This is a genomic window from Pseudomonas fluorescens, from assembly GCF_001623525.1.
GTDB lineage: Bacteria > Pseudomonadota > Gammaproteobacteria > Pseudomonadales > Pseudomonadaceae > Aquipseudomonas > Aquipseudomonas fluorescens_Q.
Window position 1 is genome coordinate 3995510 of record NZ_CP015225.1, and the last position, 14740, is coordinate 4010249.

The window sequence follows — 14740 nt, forward strand, 5'->3', positions numbered from 1 at the left end:
AACATTCAAGGATTGAATATGACCGTTGCCATAAAAAAGCAGCTTGATGAAAGCCTGCGTGATGCACAGTTAGCGCTCTATTTGAACCAGGTCGCGCCCAACAACCCTACGACAAGAAACCTGAAACTCAAGACGGCCGAGGCGCTTTACGAATACTGGTTGCTCGATGTACTGGTCAGCCAGGACGTGCCCACCACACCCGTGGCGTGTGCCATCGCCAGCCTGCAGCAATACGTCCATCGCATCCTGATGAACCTGGAACCCGGCTACGACTCGGCAAGCCTGGGCGCCGAGCACCTGAAGACTTGGCGCAACGAGCTGCATCAATACCCCACCTGGGCCGCCCATCAAAAGTTGCTCTATTTCCCGGCGATATATCTGGACCCACTGCTGAGGGCCAACAAGAGCGACAACTTCCGGCAACTGGAAAACGACCTCAATCAGAACCAGATTCAACCCGATGCGGTCCAGTCCGCGGTCACGGCATACCTGACCCGGTTCGAAGAAGTCGCCAACCTGAACATTCTCACTGGTTACATCGATGGCGAGGACTTTGCCAACAGCACTTACTATTTCATTGCCAAATCACGCTCCGAGAACAGCTATTTCTGGCGTTCGCTGAACATGGCTCAACGCCCAATCAACGGCACGCCACCGCCCTCGCCTGCCACCCCGCCGAAACTTGACCAGCCCGATCCCTACGCCTGGTCGGACTGGGAAAAAGCCAACGTGCCAATTTCCGATAACGCGGTCGAACATTCAATAAGGCCGGTCTGGTTCAACAATCGTTTGTTCGTCGTATGGGCCGAATGCATCCATCAGGATCCGTCAGCCACCCGCAATGCCTCTTCACCGTCACAAGCGACTACCCATCATCCGCTATTACGCTTGAGTCTTTGTTTCAAAAAACCGGATGGAAGCTGGAGCACCCCGCGTGTTTGCCTACAGGGCTATTGCGAGGACAACGCGCTTCGCAGCATGGAGCTGGATGCGATCAAGGCATTGGTCGGCACTGTTGCCGTGCAATACCGCAAGGGTGCGCGCGATGTGTTGTTTCTCGCCTTGTGTGCACGTGAAGCCAGGACCGACTCGCTCAATTCAACCGGCAACCACTTCACGTTCATTAAAACAACGTGCATCGATAAAAACCTCACCCCTGAGCCCGGTAGCTCAGCCACCACGGAACAAGCAGCGGAAGAGCATTATCGCCAGTACAACGCCGATGAAAAAACACTCATCAGCGCTACGGCGCAACGTATCCAAACCAAAACATCCGCCGAAATCGTCCCCATTGAAGTTGCCCTCCCCGAGAATATGGAAGTCTCCATGTCGGATTTCGATGGGCATCGGCAACGCATTGGCATCGAATCAGTCGACGGGCCATCCCCCTCAACCCTCACGCTGCGTATGAGCGCAATCATCCACCTCGAGCACTACGGGGTTAGAACGTCGTCAAACCGTATGGAAATGCGCTTGAGACTGACAACCGTGCCCTATAAGACGCCTCGACTTCAGTTTGTTTGGGTGCTCCCTGCCCGGAGCTTGCCAGAAACGCCCTATGTAGCCCTTAGCGGGGGTTCGTTTTCTTCAATACACAATGCCCCTTCGAAGTTCCTCGAGCAAAACTACCGGCTGTCATTCGATCATATGACCGATGCGGCCAAGGATAATGAACACTCGCCTGGCATCACGTTAACCAACGACTTTCAAGGGAAATTGATCTCCACCCAGGCAGCGCGGCATCTGATCGCGGCAAGTCGACGTGTGGACCACACCAGCTATGCCGGCAAGGTGCAAAACCTGACCCTGCACGCGAACAATTCCGCCCCGCTGAACCTGGGTGAGACATTCGTTAGTCTGGACGAACCCCTCCTCCTCCAGTACGTGATTTTCCGCCGCCCGGACGCCTCGCACACTCAATCGCTAACGTATGAAGACCTGACGGTCGTAGCAGAGTCCAGCCCCGCACCGAACCTGGAGAAGTTCCTTGAGTTCACCTGGCGCAGCACAGACCTCGCCAAGCACGGTGACACTTTCCTTTGTGGGGTCGCCTTCGTTCACCCCGAGGAGCCGGAAAAAAAACTCTACTCCGCCCTCAAGGCGATCAAGCTGAAGTTCACTCCGGCACGCCTCCAGCCGCCAACCATTACTCACGTATCGACGCCAGGCCTGGGCGCCAGTCAATCCATCGATTTCGCCGGTTCCGCCATCAACGAAAGCGATGCCCAGAACAAACCGCGCCAGCCCATCAGGTTGAACACCCTATTCGCTCCAGAACTGATCCGTCGTACCGAAAACAGCCTGGATGATTTGTTTGATTGGCAGACCCAACATTTGCCGGAACCGGCCTTACCAGGCGTCGTCAGCAACAAGATGGATTTCCACGGCCCATACGGCCGTTACTTCACGGAGCTGTTCCTCTACGTACCGTGGCTGATTGCCTACCGGCTAAACACCGAACAACGATACGAGGAAGCCGAACGCTGGCTCCGATATGTCTTCGACCCGAGTCGCGCAAATGAGGGGTGTTGGAGAAGCGTGCCTCTGGTCGACAGCAATATGACGGCCTATCACGACCAGGCCCCCCACGATCCACACCAGATTGCCCTCAGTCATCCGGTGCACTTTCGCAAAGCGCTGTACTTCCTGTACCTCGACATCCTGATCAACCGAGGCGACGCCGCGTATCGCGCGCTGACACCCGATAGCCTCAGTGAGGCCAAGCTATGGTACGTACGGGCGCTGGAGTTATTGGGACCGCGGGCGGTCGTTCAGACACTCGATCAATGGACGAGCATCAGCCTGCAAGCGTTGAGCGAAAGCAGCAATGAAGACCTGCGCGGGTTCGAACGCTTCCTGAGCCAGTCCGACACCCCCCACCCGTTGCGCATTCGTGGTAACCCTTCGCCGTCGTCCTTGCCTGCGATCGATACCCCGTACTTGCGCGTACCGTTCAACCCCGATCTGCTCAAACGCTGGGACATCACCGAAAGTCGCCTGTACAACCTGCGGCATAACCTCGACATCGTCGGCAAGCCGCTGCATTTGCCGCTGTTCGCTCCGCCGCTGGATCCTCGCGCCTTGCCCGGCGCCAACGCCCTGAACATCGCCGACAGCGCCGCGTCGGGTTTATCGCTCCCACACCTCCCGAACTATCGCTTCATGGTCATGCACAGCCAGGCACAGAGTGCCGTTGAAAGCCTCAGCCAGTTCGGCGCCACGCTGCTATCGCTGATCGAGCGCAAAGAGCAGGCTCAATTGCAGGAACTGCAACAACAGCAAGCCTGGGACCTGGCGAAAATCTCGGTCGACCTGCAACGCCAGGCACTGAAGATCGACCGCCATAACCGCCAGGCGCTGCTGGCCAGCCGTTCTATCGTCGAGGGACGAGCCCATTACTACCAGCATCTGCTGGACAAAGGCGTCAGTGAAGCCGAGAGGCACGCCTGTCGGTTGTACTTGAGAAGTGGCTCAGCCGAACGGGATGCGTCCGACTCCCAGGCCGTAGCAGGCAGCCTAATGATGACCCCTAACATTTTTGGCTTCAGCAATGGCGGCTCCCGTTGGGAAGGTGCGCTGCACGCTGGCGCAGCGATCGCCCAAGGCACCGCCATCAGCGACCGCACGACAGCGGCCCATCTCGAGCGGACGGCACAGTTCCATCGTCGTCGGCAGGAATGGACCCAGGCCCGAGACCAGGCACAGCTCGAACTGGCGCAGGTCGACGCACAACTGGCACATGTTGCCGAGCAGGAAACGGCCACGCGCCTGCAACTTCGCCTGGCGGAATCGAGCCTGGGCCAAGCCAAGACCAACTACGATTTTTTCCGCAAGCGCTTTACCAAAGCTCAACTGTACCAATGGCTCAATAGCCAGTTTGCCGCGCTCTACCGCCAAGCCTACGACGCAACAGTGGGTCTTTGCCTGACGGCTGAAGCTTGCTGGCAGTATGAACTGGCGGATTTGGACACGCGTTTCATCCAACCCGACACCTGGAACGCAACCTATCGAGGCCTCGGAATGGGCGAGCAGCTGAAGCTGAGCCTGTTGAACATGCAGGCCGAATACTTGCGCCGCAACGAGCGGGATCTGGAAATTCGTAAAACGGTATCGCTGCGTCAACTCAAAAGCAAAACCGCAACCAGCACCATTAACAAGGAATGGGCGCAAATTCACGCCGACCTGTTGCAAGGCCAGTGCGAATTCGAGCTGACCCAAGAGTTGTTCGAGGAAGACTACAAAGATCGGCAGCATTATTTGCGGCGCATCAAGACCATCAGCGTCTCCTTGCCAGCCATCGTCGGCCCTTATGAAAACATTCGGGCCACGCTGACCCAGACCGCCAGCAAGGTGTTCATGTCTCCCGGTGGCCAGTCCGTGGAAAGCCGCCACGCCAACCAGCAAATTGCCCTTTCCACGGGGGTCGACGATAACGGTCTGTTCACCCTCAACTTCAACGATGAGCGCTACCTGCCCTTCGAATACACCGGTGCGGTCTCCACGTGGTGCCTGAACTTCCCCAACCCCGAAGCCCAAAAGGACATGCTGGCGTCACTGACCGACATCATCGTGCAGGTGAACTACACAGCCCGGGCAGGCGGAGGTTCGCGATGAGTGAACACAGCACAATGCCTGTCAACGCGCCGTCACTGCCCAAGGGCGGCGGCGCCATCCAGAGCATCGGCAAGGGATGGAGCGCCATCGGCGCCCACGGCACGGCGTCCTATGAGATTGCCCTGCCGATTTCCCCGGGGCGCGGTTTTGCCCCCTCCTTGTCGCTGGGGTACGCCAGCTCGGCCGGCAATGGCGTGTTCGGCATCGGCTGGGGGCTGTCGCTGCCCTGTGTGGCGCGATGGACCGCCCAGGGTGTACCGGCCTATACCGAAGAAGACGAGATCATCGGCCCCGATGCCGTGGTGTGGTTGCCCGAGCGAGATCCACAAGGTGCCATCCGCTCGACGCGCATCGACCGCTACAACCGTCTGGCGCTGAACAAGACCTACACAGTGATCCGCTACTTTCCGAGAATCGAAAGCCGCTTCGAGCGGATCGAGTATTGGTCGTCGGACAAGGAAACACCGGGTTTCTGGCTCGTACATGATGCCGATGGCAGCCTCCATGTATTCGGAAAAAGCCCTTCGGCGCGTCGAGCAGATCCCCTGGATGCAAGGCGTGTGGGCGAATGGCTGCTGGAAGAAAGCCTGAACGCCCACGGCGAGCACATCCTTTACCAGTACAAGGCCGACGTCACGGCGCAGCGCTATCTGAGCCGGGTGTGCTATGGCAATTTCAAGGCCGATGCGGACCTCTACCTGTGGGAAGCGGATCGGCTGAAGGCTGTGCAATGGCACTTCGAATTGGTGTTCGACTACGGTGAACGGAGCACGGAATACCAACGAAAGCCGAACTATGAAGGCCACCAATGGCTGGCCCGTGACGATGCGTTTTCCAGCTTCGCCTACGGTTTTGAGTTACGCACCGAACGACTGTGCCGCCAGGTACTAATGTTCCACCGTTTTCCTGATGAATGGGGCACGGCCCCCGTCCTGGTGCGACGCGTGTTGCTCGATTATCGTCAGACCAGCCTGGGCTATCACCAACTGACCGCCGCCCACGACCAGGCATTCGGCGACTCGACGACAGCCGATCACCGTCCGCCTGTCGAGTTCAGCTACAGCGAGTTCAAGTTCCCGCTTGAACGCCCCGACTGGCAGCCTTGGCAAAACATGCCGGGGCTCAACGAAAACCAGGGTTTTCAACTGGTGGATCTGTACGGCGAAGGCTTGCCGGGCGTACTCCATCGAGGCGATGGCGGTTGGTATTACCGCGAACCCATGCGAGCCAAGGCCAACAGCAATGAAGTGGCTTACGGCCAATGGCGGGCGTTGCCCCGCATTCCCGTTGCCGACCCTGCAAAACCACTGCAGCAGTCACTGAGCGACCTCACGGGCGACGGTCGACTGGATTGGATCATCGCCCAGCCGGGGTGGAGCGGTTTTTTCTCCCTCGGTCCCGAGCGCAACTGGTCGGATTTCGCCACGTTCAACGCGTTCCCCGCGGAATTTTTCAATCCACAAGGGCAGCTGGCCGACCTGATGGGCGCGGGCCTCAGCGACCTGGTGTTGATCGGCCCACGCAGCGTTCGCGTGTACGCCAACCAGCAGGAGAATGGTTTTTCGGCAGCCCGCGAAATATCTCGCGGCGAGGCAGACGACGCCCTCCCACTCATCAGCGTGTCGCCCTCCGAGTTGGTGGCATTCAGCGACATGCTCGGCAGTGGCCAACAGCACCTGGTACGCATTCGTCACAACGAAGTGAAGTGCTGGCCAAACCTGGGGCATGGACGTTTCGGCAACGGCATCGTGCTGGGTTCACCGGGCCTGGCATACGAAACCTTCGACGCCTCGCGTATTCGTTTGGCGGACCTCGATGGCTCCGGCGCCACCGATCTGATCTATCTGCAAGCGGACCAGGCGCTGATCTTCATGAACCGCGGTGGCAATGGCTTCAGCCCTCCCGTGGCGCTGCCCTGGCCCCAAGGCCTGCACTACGACCGCCTGTGCCAGGTGAGCATCGCCGACCTGCAAGGCCTCGGCTGCTCCAGCCTGGTCCTGAGCCTGCCCCACAGGGGAAACCAACATTGGCGCTGCGACTTCGTCAGCGCGAAACCGTATTTACTCACCGGCACAAACAACAATATGGGTACCGCCAACAGTATCCGCTACCGCAGTTCCGCGCAGGAATGGCTGGACGAAAAAGCCGAAAGAGTGGCCGCCGACAGGCCCCTGGCTTGTCATCTGCCATTGGTCGTGCACGTGGTGTCGAATCAAACCCAGCTGGACGAGATAACGGGCAATCAACTGCTCCAGTCCTTCACCTATCGCCAAGGTTATTACGACGGCATCGAACGGGAATTTCGCGGCTTTGGCCTGCTGCTGCAAACCGACGAGCAGACCAACCCCGACGATGCCGAATCACCAGGCTTCACGACGCCGTGCCTGACCAAGAACTGGTTTCACACCGGCCAGGCGGTGGACCTGCCCCATATCGGTTACAGCCACGCGGATCCCATCGCCGTGGCGCCGGGCAAGACCTTGCTGAGCCAATACTTGCCTGAGACCGGGAGCGACACCCCCATTGTCTCGCCCACCACGGCGACCACTCTGGAAATGTCTCGCGCCCTCAGTGGCTACCTACTGCGAAGCGAGGTATTTGGAGTCGATACACGCCGGGGCAACAGAACGTTGTATTCGGTCCAGGAAAATCGCTATCGCCTACGCCTGCTCCAGGCACCCGAGGGCAACCGGCGCCATGCCCGGATGTTGCCGCTGCTGCTGGAGTCCATCCACTATCAGTACGAAGGCCTGACCGACGATCCGCAATGCCAGCACACCTTGAATCTGCAATACGACGCCTACGGCTCGCTGACTCACAGCGTAAACGTCCATTACGCCCGACGAAAAAACCTCGACGATACTCCGCCGTTCAGTGACGCCGATCAGCAACGCTGGTGGCGCGATGCTCATGATCCAGCGCAACAGTTCCATTACCTGACCGAAACCTGCGCTGAGTACATCCATTTGCCAGCGCCTCAAGGCTGGCGACTGGGCCTGCCCTATCGCCAGCGGACCCACGCGCTGAAAAAACCCAAGGCACCCGAGACCGGCGGGTTGAGCACACGGGACATGACCTATGAAAGGTTCATCGAACTCACCGGGGAAACCGCCTGGATAACCCAAAGCGTCCTGACAGGCCTGTCGGTGCAACGCTACAAGGACGCCTCCAGCACGCAAACCCTGCCAGACGGCGTCGCGAATTTCGAAGCCCTGGGCGACCACATGGAAACCGCTGAGCTGGACGAAACCGCCTTGAAAGCTTTCCATCTGTTGCCGCAAACCTCCCGCCCGAAGGGCAAGCTGCTGGAACGAATCGGCTACCACCGCATGGACGCCTTTCTGCCGGCGACGCCACTGCTCGACAAACTCTGGTCAGTCAAAAGAGATTTTGCGACCTACGCGCCACTGGAAGGCTTCTACAAAATCCAGACCCAACAGGCGAGTGAACACCATGGCGTGACCGCCTTCAGCTACGACAATTACCACTGCTTTATCACCGCATTCAAACTGCCCGATGGCTGTGTCACCCAAGCGCTCTACGATTACCGCTCGCTGCTGCCACGACGCATTACCGATCCCAACGGCAACGTCCAGGAAGGCCTGGTTGATGCCTTCGGCCAAGTATTGGCCACGACGCTCTACGGTAACGAGAACAACATACCCGTGGGTTTCAAACCCATCGCGCAGTTCAAGCGGCCGCGCTTCAACCGTCCGACAGAAGCGATCGAACAGTGCCAGGACGCCTTGCAGGAGGCCGCCACAGCGCTCTATTACACGCCCTTCAGCTGGATGGGTTGCGTGTCGAACGCCGCGCTGGCGGACGGCGACTGGCTGGCGCGATGCGTGCTCAACCGAGACCTGCTCCCCAGCGGACATATCCGTGCGTCGGCTCGAACGCGCCTGGCGGATCTTCAAACACTCTGCGCCGACGACCTGAAACTGAAGAACGAAATGGATGCCGCAACGCGTGAGCCGGTGCACATCGCCGCACTGGTGGCCGACCGCTACCCCGATGACGACCAGCAGCAAATCCGCATCGCCATCACCTGCTTCGACGGTTTCGGTCGAACCCTGCAAAGCAAACAACGGGTCGAACCGGGCATGGCCTACGTCGTCACATCCCAGGGAGCACTGACACTCAAGAATGGAAAACCCATGGAGCAAACAACGGCAACACGCTGGCGTGTCAGCGAACGAGTGGAATACAACAACAAGGGTTTGCCGATCCGCCTCTACCGCCCTTACTTCGCCGATCAGCATCGTTACATCAACGATGCGTCCTTGCGGCAGTTCGGTCATTGTGACCAACAGTTCTACGATGCATTGGGTCGCCCCACCCGCACGCGCCTGGCCGCACAGGCTGGCCTTTCCTATATGCGGCGGCACACCCGCCATGCCTGGTACACCCTGGACGAGGACGAGAACGACACCCTGGAAGAGGTCATGGCCGAACAAGCACCGGCTATCGGAGGTGAGGCATGAATCCAGGCCTCCACCGCAGGACACCGACGCTCAAGGCTGTCGACAGTCGAGGCCTGCCCGTGCGCCAGGTCGCTTACTGCCGGCGCAACGCAGAAGAACAATCCCAAGCGCGCATCATCCGCCAACACCACGACACGGCTGGACGCCAGGTTGCGCAGTGGGACCCAAGGCTGTTCGACACAGCAACCGAAGCCAACCTGACGACCGTCTACAGCCTTTCCGGCAAACCGTTGTTGGTGAACAGTGTCGACGCCGGCTGGCGCCTGAATCTCCCTGGCGCTGCCGGACAGATCGTGCGCAGCTGGGATCAGCGAGGAAACCATTGGCGCACCACTTACGACCAGCAGCTAAGGCCGACCGCCATCCACGAGCAATTGCCAGATCAGGATCCGCGCCGAGTCGAATGCCTGCGCTACGGCGACAGCTCGCCGGAATCCGCCGCACGCAATCTTTGCGGCGCCCTGATCCGCCACGATGACAGCGCGGGCAGCCTGCTCGTCCATGAATACGCCCTCTGCGGCAAACCGCTTGGCCAGACGCGACACTTCCTCGTCGATGCGGCACAACCCGACTGGCCGGCCGAGGAGATCGCCCGCGATAAACTGCTGGAAAAGGGCAACGGCTACGAAACCCGGTGGCGCTACGACGCATTGGCGCACCCCATCCTGCTGACGGATGCGGCCCGGCACCAACAGCGCTACGGGTTTGATATCGCCGGGCAACTCAAAGTTATGAGCCTGAAAGTAAAAGACGCTACGACTGAAAAAATCATCCTGAAGGATCTCGTCTACAACGCGTCTGGCCAGGTCGAATCCCAGGTTGCCGGCAACGGCGTCATCAGTCGCGCCGCATTCGATCCGGCCAGCGGCCGACTGATCTCACTCAGCGCGTCGGTGTCTGGCAACACCTTGCAGGATCTGCGCTACACCCACGACGCGGTGGGTAACGTGACACACATCGAGGACCGGGCCCAACCGGTGCAGTTCGGCAGTAACCAGCGGGTCGACGCCACCTGCACGTTCACCTACGACAGCCTTTACCAGTTGAGCAGCGCGACGGGCCGTGAAACGGCGGGGCTGACCAGCAATCCCGAACTTCCCGCCTTCAGCAGGACGCCATTCGACGCCCGCCAACTGTTCCCGTTTACCGAGCACTACCAGTACGACGCTGGTGGCAACCTGATCGAACTGCGCCATGTCCGCGACCGCAACAACTACACCCGGAAGCTGGAGATCGCCGCCTCCAGCAATCGCCTGCTGTCCTGGAACAAGGCTGAGCACTTCGATGCCAACGGCAACCCGCAGGTGCTCCATCCGGGCCGGGCACTGGAGTGGAATGCCCGCAATCAACTCGCCAGCGTGACGCTGGTGCAGCGCGCAGACGGCCGCCACGACCTTGAGCGCTATGGCTACGACAGCACGGGGCAACGGGTGCGCAAGGTCCAGGTCACCTATGCTTCGGCTGTGACCCATACCCGGGAAGTCCGTTACCTGCCGGGCCTCGAAATCCACACCCGTCAGCACGAACGCCTGGAAGTCATCACCTTGCAGGCCGGCCGTTGCAGCGTGCGGTACCTGCACTGGACCGAGGGCCGTCCGGCGGGCATCGCCACCAACCAGACGCGCTACAGCCTGGACGACCACCTGGGTTCCAGTTCGCTGGAGCTCGACGATGAAGGCTGGCTGATCAGCCAGGAAAGCTATCTCCCCTACGGCGGAACCGCTTGGGCGGCGTCCCGCTCGGCCGTGGAAGCCGACTACCGAACCATACGTTATTCCGGCAAAGAGCGTGATGCCTGCGGCCTGTATTACTACGGGCAACGGTACTACGCACCGTGGCTGCAACGCTGGATCAGTCCCGATCCAGCGGGGGCAGTTGACGGGCTGAACCTGTATTGCATGGTGGGGAACAACCCGATGAGATTTACCGACCCTTCGGGCCTGATGAGGGACGAGGACTTCAAGGAATTCGAAACCTGGGGCCGGGCCCGGTCGCAGGAAATCATGGATTCGGCAAAAGGTGACTATTCTTATCGTTTAATGCCGGATTACTTCGATAAAACGTCCGATCAGTTTCTCAATGACGGACTCCTGCGCCAGGAGTTTCTTGCTCACTCTTATGGCTACATCAAGATGGAAGAAGTCGGGCTCAGCGACTTCTTCAACCTGCCAAAGCCGCAAGGCAGCATGAGGGGATACAAAGGCGTGGACCGCAACTATGACGGCCGGGCCAGGACCGACACCCCCTCAGAACACTACTTGAACTTTGGCACCTATCGGATCGGCAATACCGCTGAATACCTGGCCGATTTATCCAGCCGATACGCCGCCGCCAAAAACGACATGTTCCACAATGTGGCCATAGATGAGGACGTCCTGAAGGACGCACCGACGCTAAGCCGGCTGACCGATCAGGTCCATGAACTGCAGCAACCGACTCGGGGCTGGATCGAAACCCATATTGAAAACATGGGTGGGATCATGCCGATACGTGCCGGAGGCCCCGGGACCCATGCAGAAGTGCGGCTGGCGAATTCCGTGGTAGCGCTCTACCCGGACAGGGCGGAAAGAATGCTTTCCGACACCACCATACTCACCGACACGCTATTCAGGGGCGACGCCCCAGAGCCATTCCCCGCTTGCATCAATTGCAGCGGGATTCTTCCTGTGCAGATCAGCGTCCCCACTGGACGCAGCCCCGTCGACTACGCGGGATACAACGCTCGCGTCCAGCAAATAAACGAGGCATCACGTCCTCGCCCACGAGGCAGCCGGGCGAGAAGATAATGTCAGTCAAACACTGATTGCATTGGTGAACACCAGGCGATTGCCGAACGGATCGACCACCGCCATGTCCTGGCTGCCCCAGGGCATGGCCTGGATATGCGGGCGGGCGAACGGGTATTGCTTGGTCAACAGGTGCGCCTGGAACGCTTCCAGTTCATCGGTCTCGATCCGCAGCGCCGAGCCCGGCGTGCAATCGCCATGGTGCTCGGACAGGTGCAGTACGCAGTCGCCACGGGAGACTTGCAGGTACAGCGGGAAGTCGTCGCCGAAACGATGTTGCCAGTCGACGGTAAACCCCAGGAAGTCGACATAGAATACCAACGCCTTGGCTTCATCGAAGATCCGCAGGATCGGAGTGGTTTTACCGAAGCTCATGGGTTGCTCCCTGGCTGAAAAGACCCAGTGTAGATGGGTTGACCCTAGTGCTTCGGCCTGGGCACTGGGTTCTTTAGTGCCAATACGCCATTATTATGGCGCCAATTAAAACAAATTCAGCCATCCAGCCCCTCCTCAGGCGCGATCCAATGGGCTGAATCCCTGGCGCAGATCGCCTTCGCGCGCCAGAAACCGACCTGCTCTGCGCCCATTCGCCCGCCCCTCGTCATAACTCAGGACACCGTTGACCCACACCCCGTCGATGCCTTCGGCGGGCCGTTGCGGCGCGTTGAAATCAGCCACGTCGCGAATGGTTTGCGGGTTGAACAACACCAGGTCCGCCCAGTGGCCTTCGCGAATTTCACCTCGGCCCTTCAAGCCGAAGCGCGCCGCCGACAGGCCGGTCATCTTGTGCACGGCGGTGTGCAGCGGAAAAAGCCCAACCTCACGACTGAAATGTCCCAGCACCCGTGGGAAAGCGCCCCACAAACGCGGATGGGGAAACGGATCGTCGGGCAAACCGTCGGAACCCACCATGGACAGCGGATGGGCGAGGATTCGTCTTACGTCGCCTTCGTCCATGCCGTAGTACACCGCCCCAGCCGGTTGCAGACGACGTGCGGCGTCCAGCAGCGAGACGTCCCATTCGTGGGCGATGTCGGCGAGGTCGCGACCGCCCATGCCCGGGTGGGGTGTCGACCAGGTGATGGTGATGCGATGGGCATCGGTCACTTGCTTGAGATCCAGGGTCGAGGAACTCGCCGCGTAGGGATAGCAGTCGCAGCCGACCGGATGGGTTTTGGCCGCATTTTCCAGCGCCGCCAGCACCTGCGGACTGCGTCCCCAGTTACCGGTGCCCGCGCATTTGAGGTGGGAAATAATCACCGGGCTCTTGGCGCGACGGCCAATCTGGAACGCCTCATCCATGGCCTCGAGCACCGGTTCGAATTCGCTGCGCAGGTGGGTGGTGTAGATCGCGCCGAAGGCCTGCAACTCTTCGCTCAGTTGCATGACTTCGTCGGTGGACGCCGAAAATGCATTGGCATAGGCCAGGCCGGTGGACAGGCCGAGCGCACCGGCCTCCAGGCTTTCGCGCAGTTGCCCACGCATGGCCGCGATTTCTCCCGCGCTGGCGCTGCGCAACAAATCCTCCATGTGGTTGCTGCGCAGGGCTGTGTGGCCCACCAATGCGGCGACGTTGACGGCGGGCGTAGCGGCCTCCACCGCGGCCCGATAATCAGCGAAGCGTGGGTAGGCGAACGCTTGCGCGGTGCCGAGCAGGTTCATCGGGTCCGGCGGATCGCCGCGCAGACTGACCGGCGCAGCGCTGATGCCGCAATTGCCGACGATCACCGTGGTCACGCCCTGGCTGAGCTTGGGCAGCATCTGCGATTGGCGAATCACCACGGTGTCGTCGTGGGTGTGCACATCGATAAAGCCCGGCGCCAGCACGCGGCCAGCGGCGTCGACGTCTTCAATCGCCCGGGTATCGCCCAAGTCGCCAATACGCTCGATGCGCCCGCCGCGAATCGCCACATCGGCGTTGTAGCCGGGGCGGTCGCTGCCATCAATGACCAGCGCATTGCGGATAAGGGTGTCGTATTGCATGTCAGTCTCCCAACGGCAAGTGATCATCGCCGCCGCGGTAATCGTCCAGGGCGAGCTTGACCCGTCGCAGGCGCTCTTGATTGTCTTCAGGGTGAGCCAACGCCAGCTCGGTGGCGAGCACGTCGATGGCCAGCAGCATGCCGTAGCGCGCCGCCGTGGGTTTGTAGATGAACGAGGTCTCGGCGCCTTGCAGGGGCAGCACCACATCGGCCAGTCGGGCGAGGGGCGAGTCGGCTCGGGTGATGGCCAGGATCGGCGCGCCGTAACTGCGGGCCAGCTCCACCGCACCGAGCAATTCCGGGGTGATACCGGTGAGCGAGCAGGCGATGACCAGGTGTTCTGCACTCAACGAAGTGGCGGTGATGCGCATCATCACCGGGTCGCGGCAGGCGGCAATCGGGTAGCCGAAACGCACTAGCCGTACCTGCAACTCTTCACCGCACAACGCCGACCAGCCACCGAGTCCGAACGCATGAACCATCCGCGCCTTGCCGATCATCCGCACGGCATCGCTGAACCGTGATTCTTCGAACGCCGACAGATGCTGACGCAGGGTCGCCTCGATATCGCCGACGATCTGTCCATAAAACGCCGACTGCTCAGGCGCTCCGGCCGGGTCGAGAAAGCGGCTGCCGACACCGCTGGCCTGGGCCAGTTGCAAGCGCAGGTCGCGAAGATCGCGGCAACCGACGGTGCGGGCGAAGCGCGACAGTGTGGCGCTGCTGACTTCGGCGCGCTGGGCCAGTTCATCCAGGCTGGCGGAAGCGGCAAATCCTACGTCGTCGAGCATCAGCCGGGCGATTCTGCCTTCGCCGGCGCTGAAGGAGTCCTGGCGGGAGCGGATCTGGTAAAGGATGTCCATGACGGCTCCTA

Annotated in this window: 6 protein-coding genes; 3 read left to right on the forward strand and 3 right to left on the reverse strand. The window is 60.3% G+C overall.

From position 1 onward, the window contains the following. The first annotated feature begins 18 nt into the window (after window positions 1–18). Genes TK06_RS17220 through TK06_RS17230 form a run of 3 tightly spaced genes read left to right on the forward strand, consistent with a single transcriptional unit; the run spans window position 19 to window position 11884 of the window. Window positions 19–4614 carry a neuraminidase-like domain-containing protein gene (locus tag TK06_RS17220; protein WP_063323052.1) on the forward strand — a complete coding sequence of 1532 codons (4596 nt, stop codon included), beginning with the start codon at window positions 19–21 and terminating at the stop codon, window positions 4612–4614. Further along, window positions 4611–9098: a SpvB/TcaC N-terminal domain-containing protein gene (locus TK06_RS17225; RefSeq protein WP_063323053.1), complete on the forward strand. Its 4488-nt coding sequence runs from the start codon at window positions 4611–4613 to the stop codon at window positions 9096–9098. The genes TK06_RS17220 and TK06_RS17225 overlap by 4 nt, the downstream gene beginning before the upstream one ends. Further along, on the forward strand, window positions 9095–11884 hold the full coding sequence (locus tag TK06_RS17230) for an RHS repeat-associated core domain-containing protein (RefSeq protein ID WP_063323054.1): 2790 nt from the start codon (window positions 9095–9097) through the stop codon (window positions 11882–11884). Before TK06_RS17225 ends, TK06_RS17230 begins: the two co-directional genes overlap by 4 nt. A 6-nt stretch (window positions 11885–11890) precedes the next feature. On the opposite strand, the gene TK06_RS17235 is transcribed toward TK06_RS17230, so the two are convergent. The 3 genes from TK06_RS17235 to TK06_RS17245 all read right to left on the reverse strand — a co-directional run bounded on the left by TK06_RS17235 (window position 11891) and on the right by TK06_RS17245 (window position 14729). Next, window positions 11891–12259 carry a glyoxalase superfamily protein gene (locus TK06_RS17235; protein WP_063323055.1) on the reverse strand — a complete coding sequence of 123 codons (369 nt, stop codon included), beginning with the start codon at window positions 12257–12259 and terminating at the stop codon, window positions 11891–11893. A 135-nt stretch (window positions 12260–12394) separates the two neighbouring features. Then, a complete protein-coding gene (locus tag TK06_RS17240) occupies window positions 12395–13867 on the reverse strand; it encodes an N-acyl-D-amino-acid deacylase family protein (RefSeq protein ID WP_063323056.1) in 1473 nt (490 codons plus the stop codon). A gap of 1 nt (window position 13868) precedes the next feature. Further along, window positions 13869–14729, reverse strand: coding sequence for a MurR/RpiR family transcriptional regulator (locus TK06_RS17245; RefSeq protein ID WP_063323057.1), 861 nt, complete (start codon window positions 14727–14729; stop codon window positions 13869–13871). Between the last annotated feature and the right edge of the window lie 11 nt (window positions 14730–14740).

Excerpts from the sequence above, each read along its gene's own strand:
- TK06_RS17230 (WP_063323054.1), top strand. The coding sequence starts at position 9,095 with ATGAATCCAGGCCTCCACCGCAGGACACCGACGCTCAAGGCTGTCGAC.
- TK06_RS17235 (WP_063323055.1), bottom strand. The coding sequence starts at position 12,259 with ATGAGCTTCGGTAAAACCACTCCGATCCTGCGGATCTTCGATGAAGCC.
- TK06_RS17220 (WP_063323052.1), top strand. The coding sequence starts at position 19 with ATGACCGTTGCCATAAAAAAGCAGCTTGATGAAAGCCTGCGTGATGCA.
- TK06_RS17240 (WP_063323056.1), bottom strand. The coding sequence starts at position 13,867 with ATGCAATACGACACCCTTATCCGCAATGCGCTGGTCATTGATGGCAGC.
- TK06_RS17225 (WP_063323053.1), top strand. The coding sequence starts at position 4,611 with ATGAGTGAACACAGCACAATGCCTGTCAACGCGCCGTCACTGCCCAAG.
- TK06_RS17245 (WP_063323057.1), bottom strand. The coding sequence starts at position 14,729 with ATGGACATCCTTTACCAGATCCGCTCCCGCCAGGACTCCTTCAGCGCC.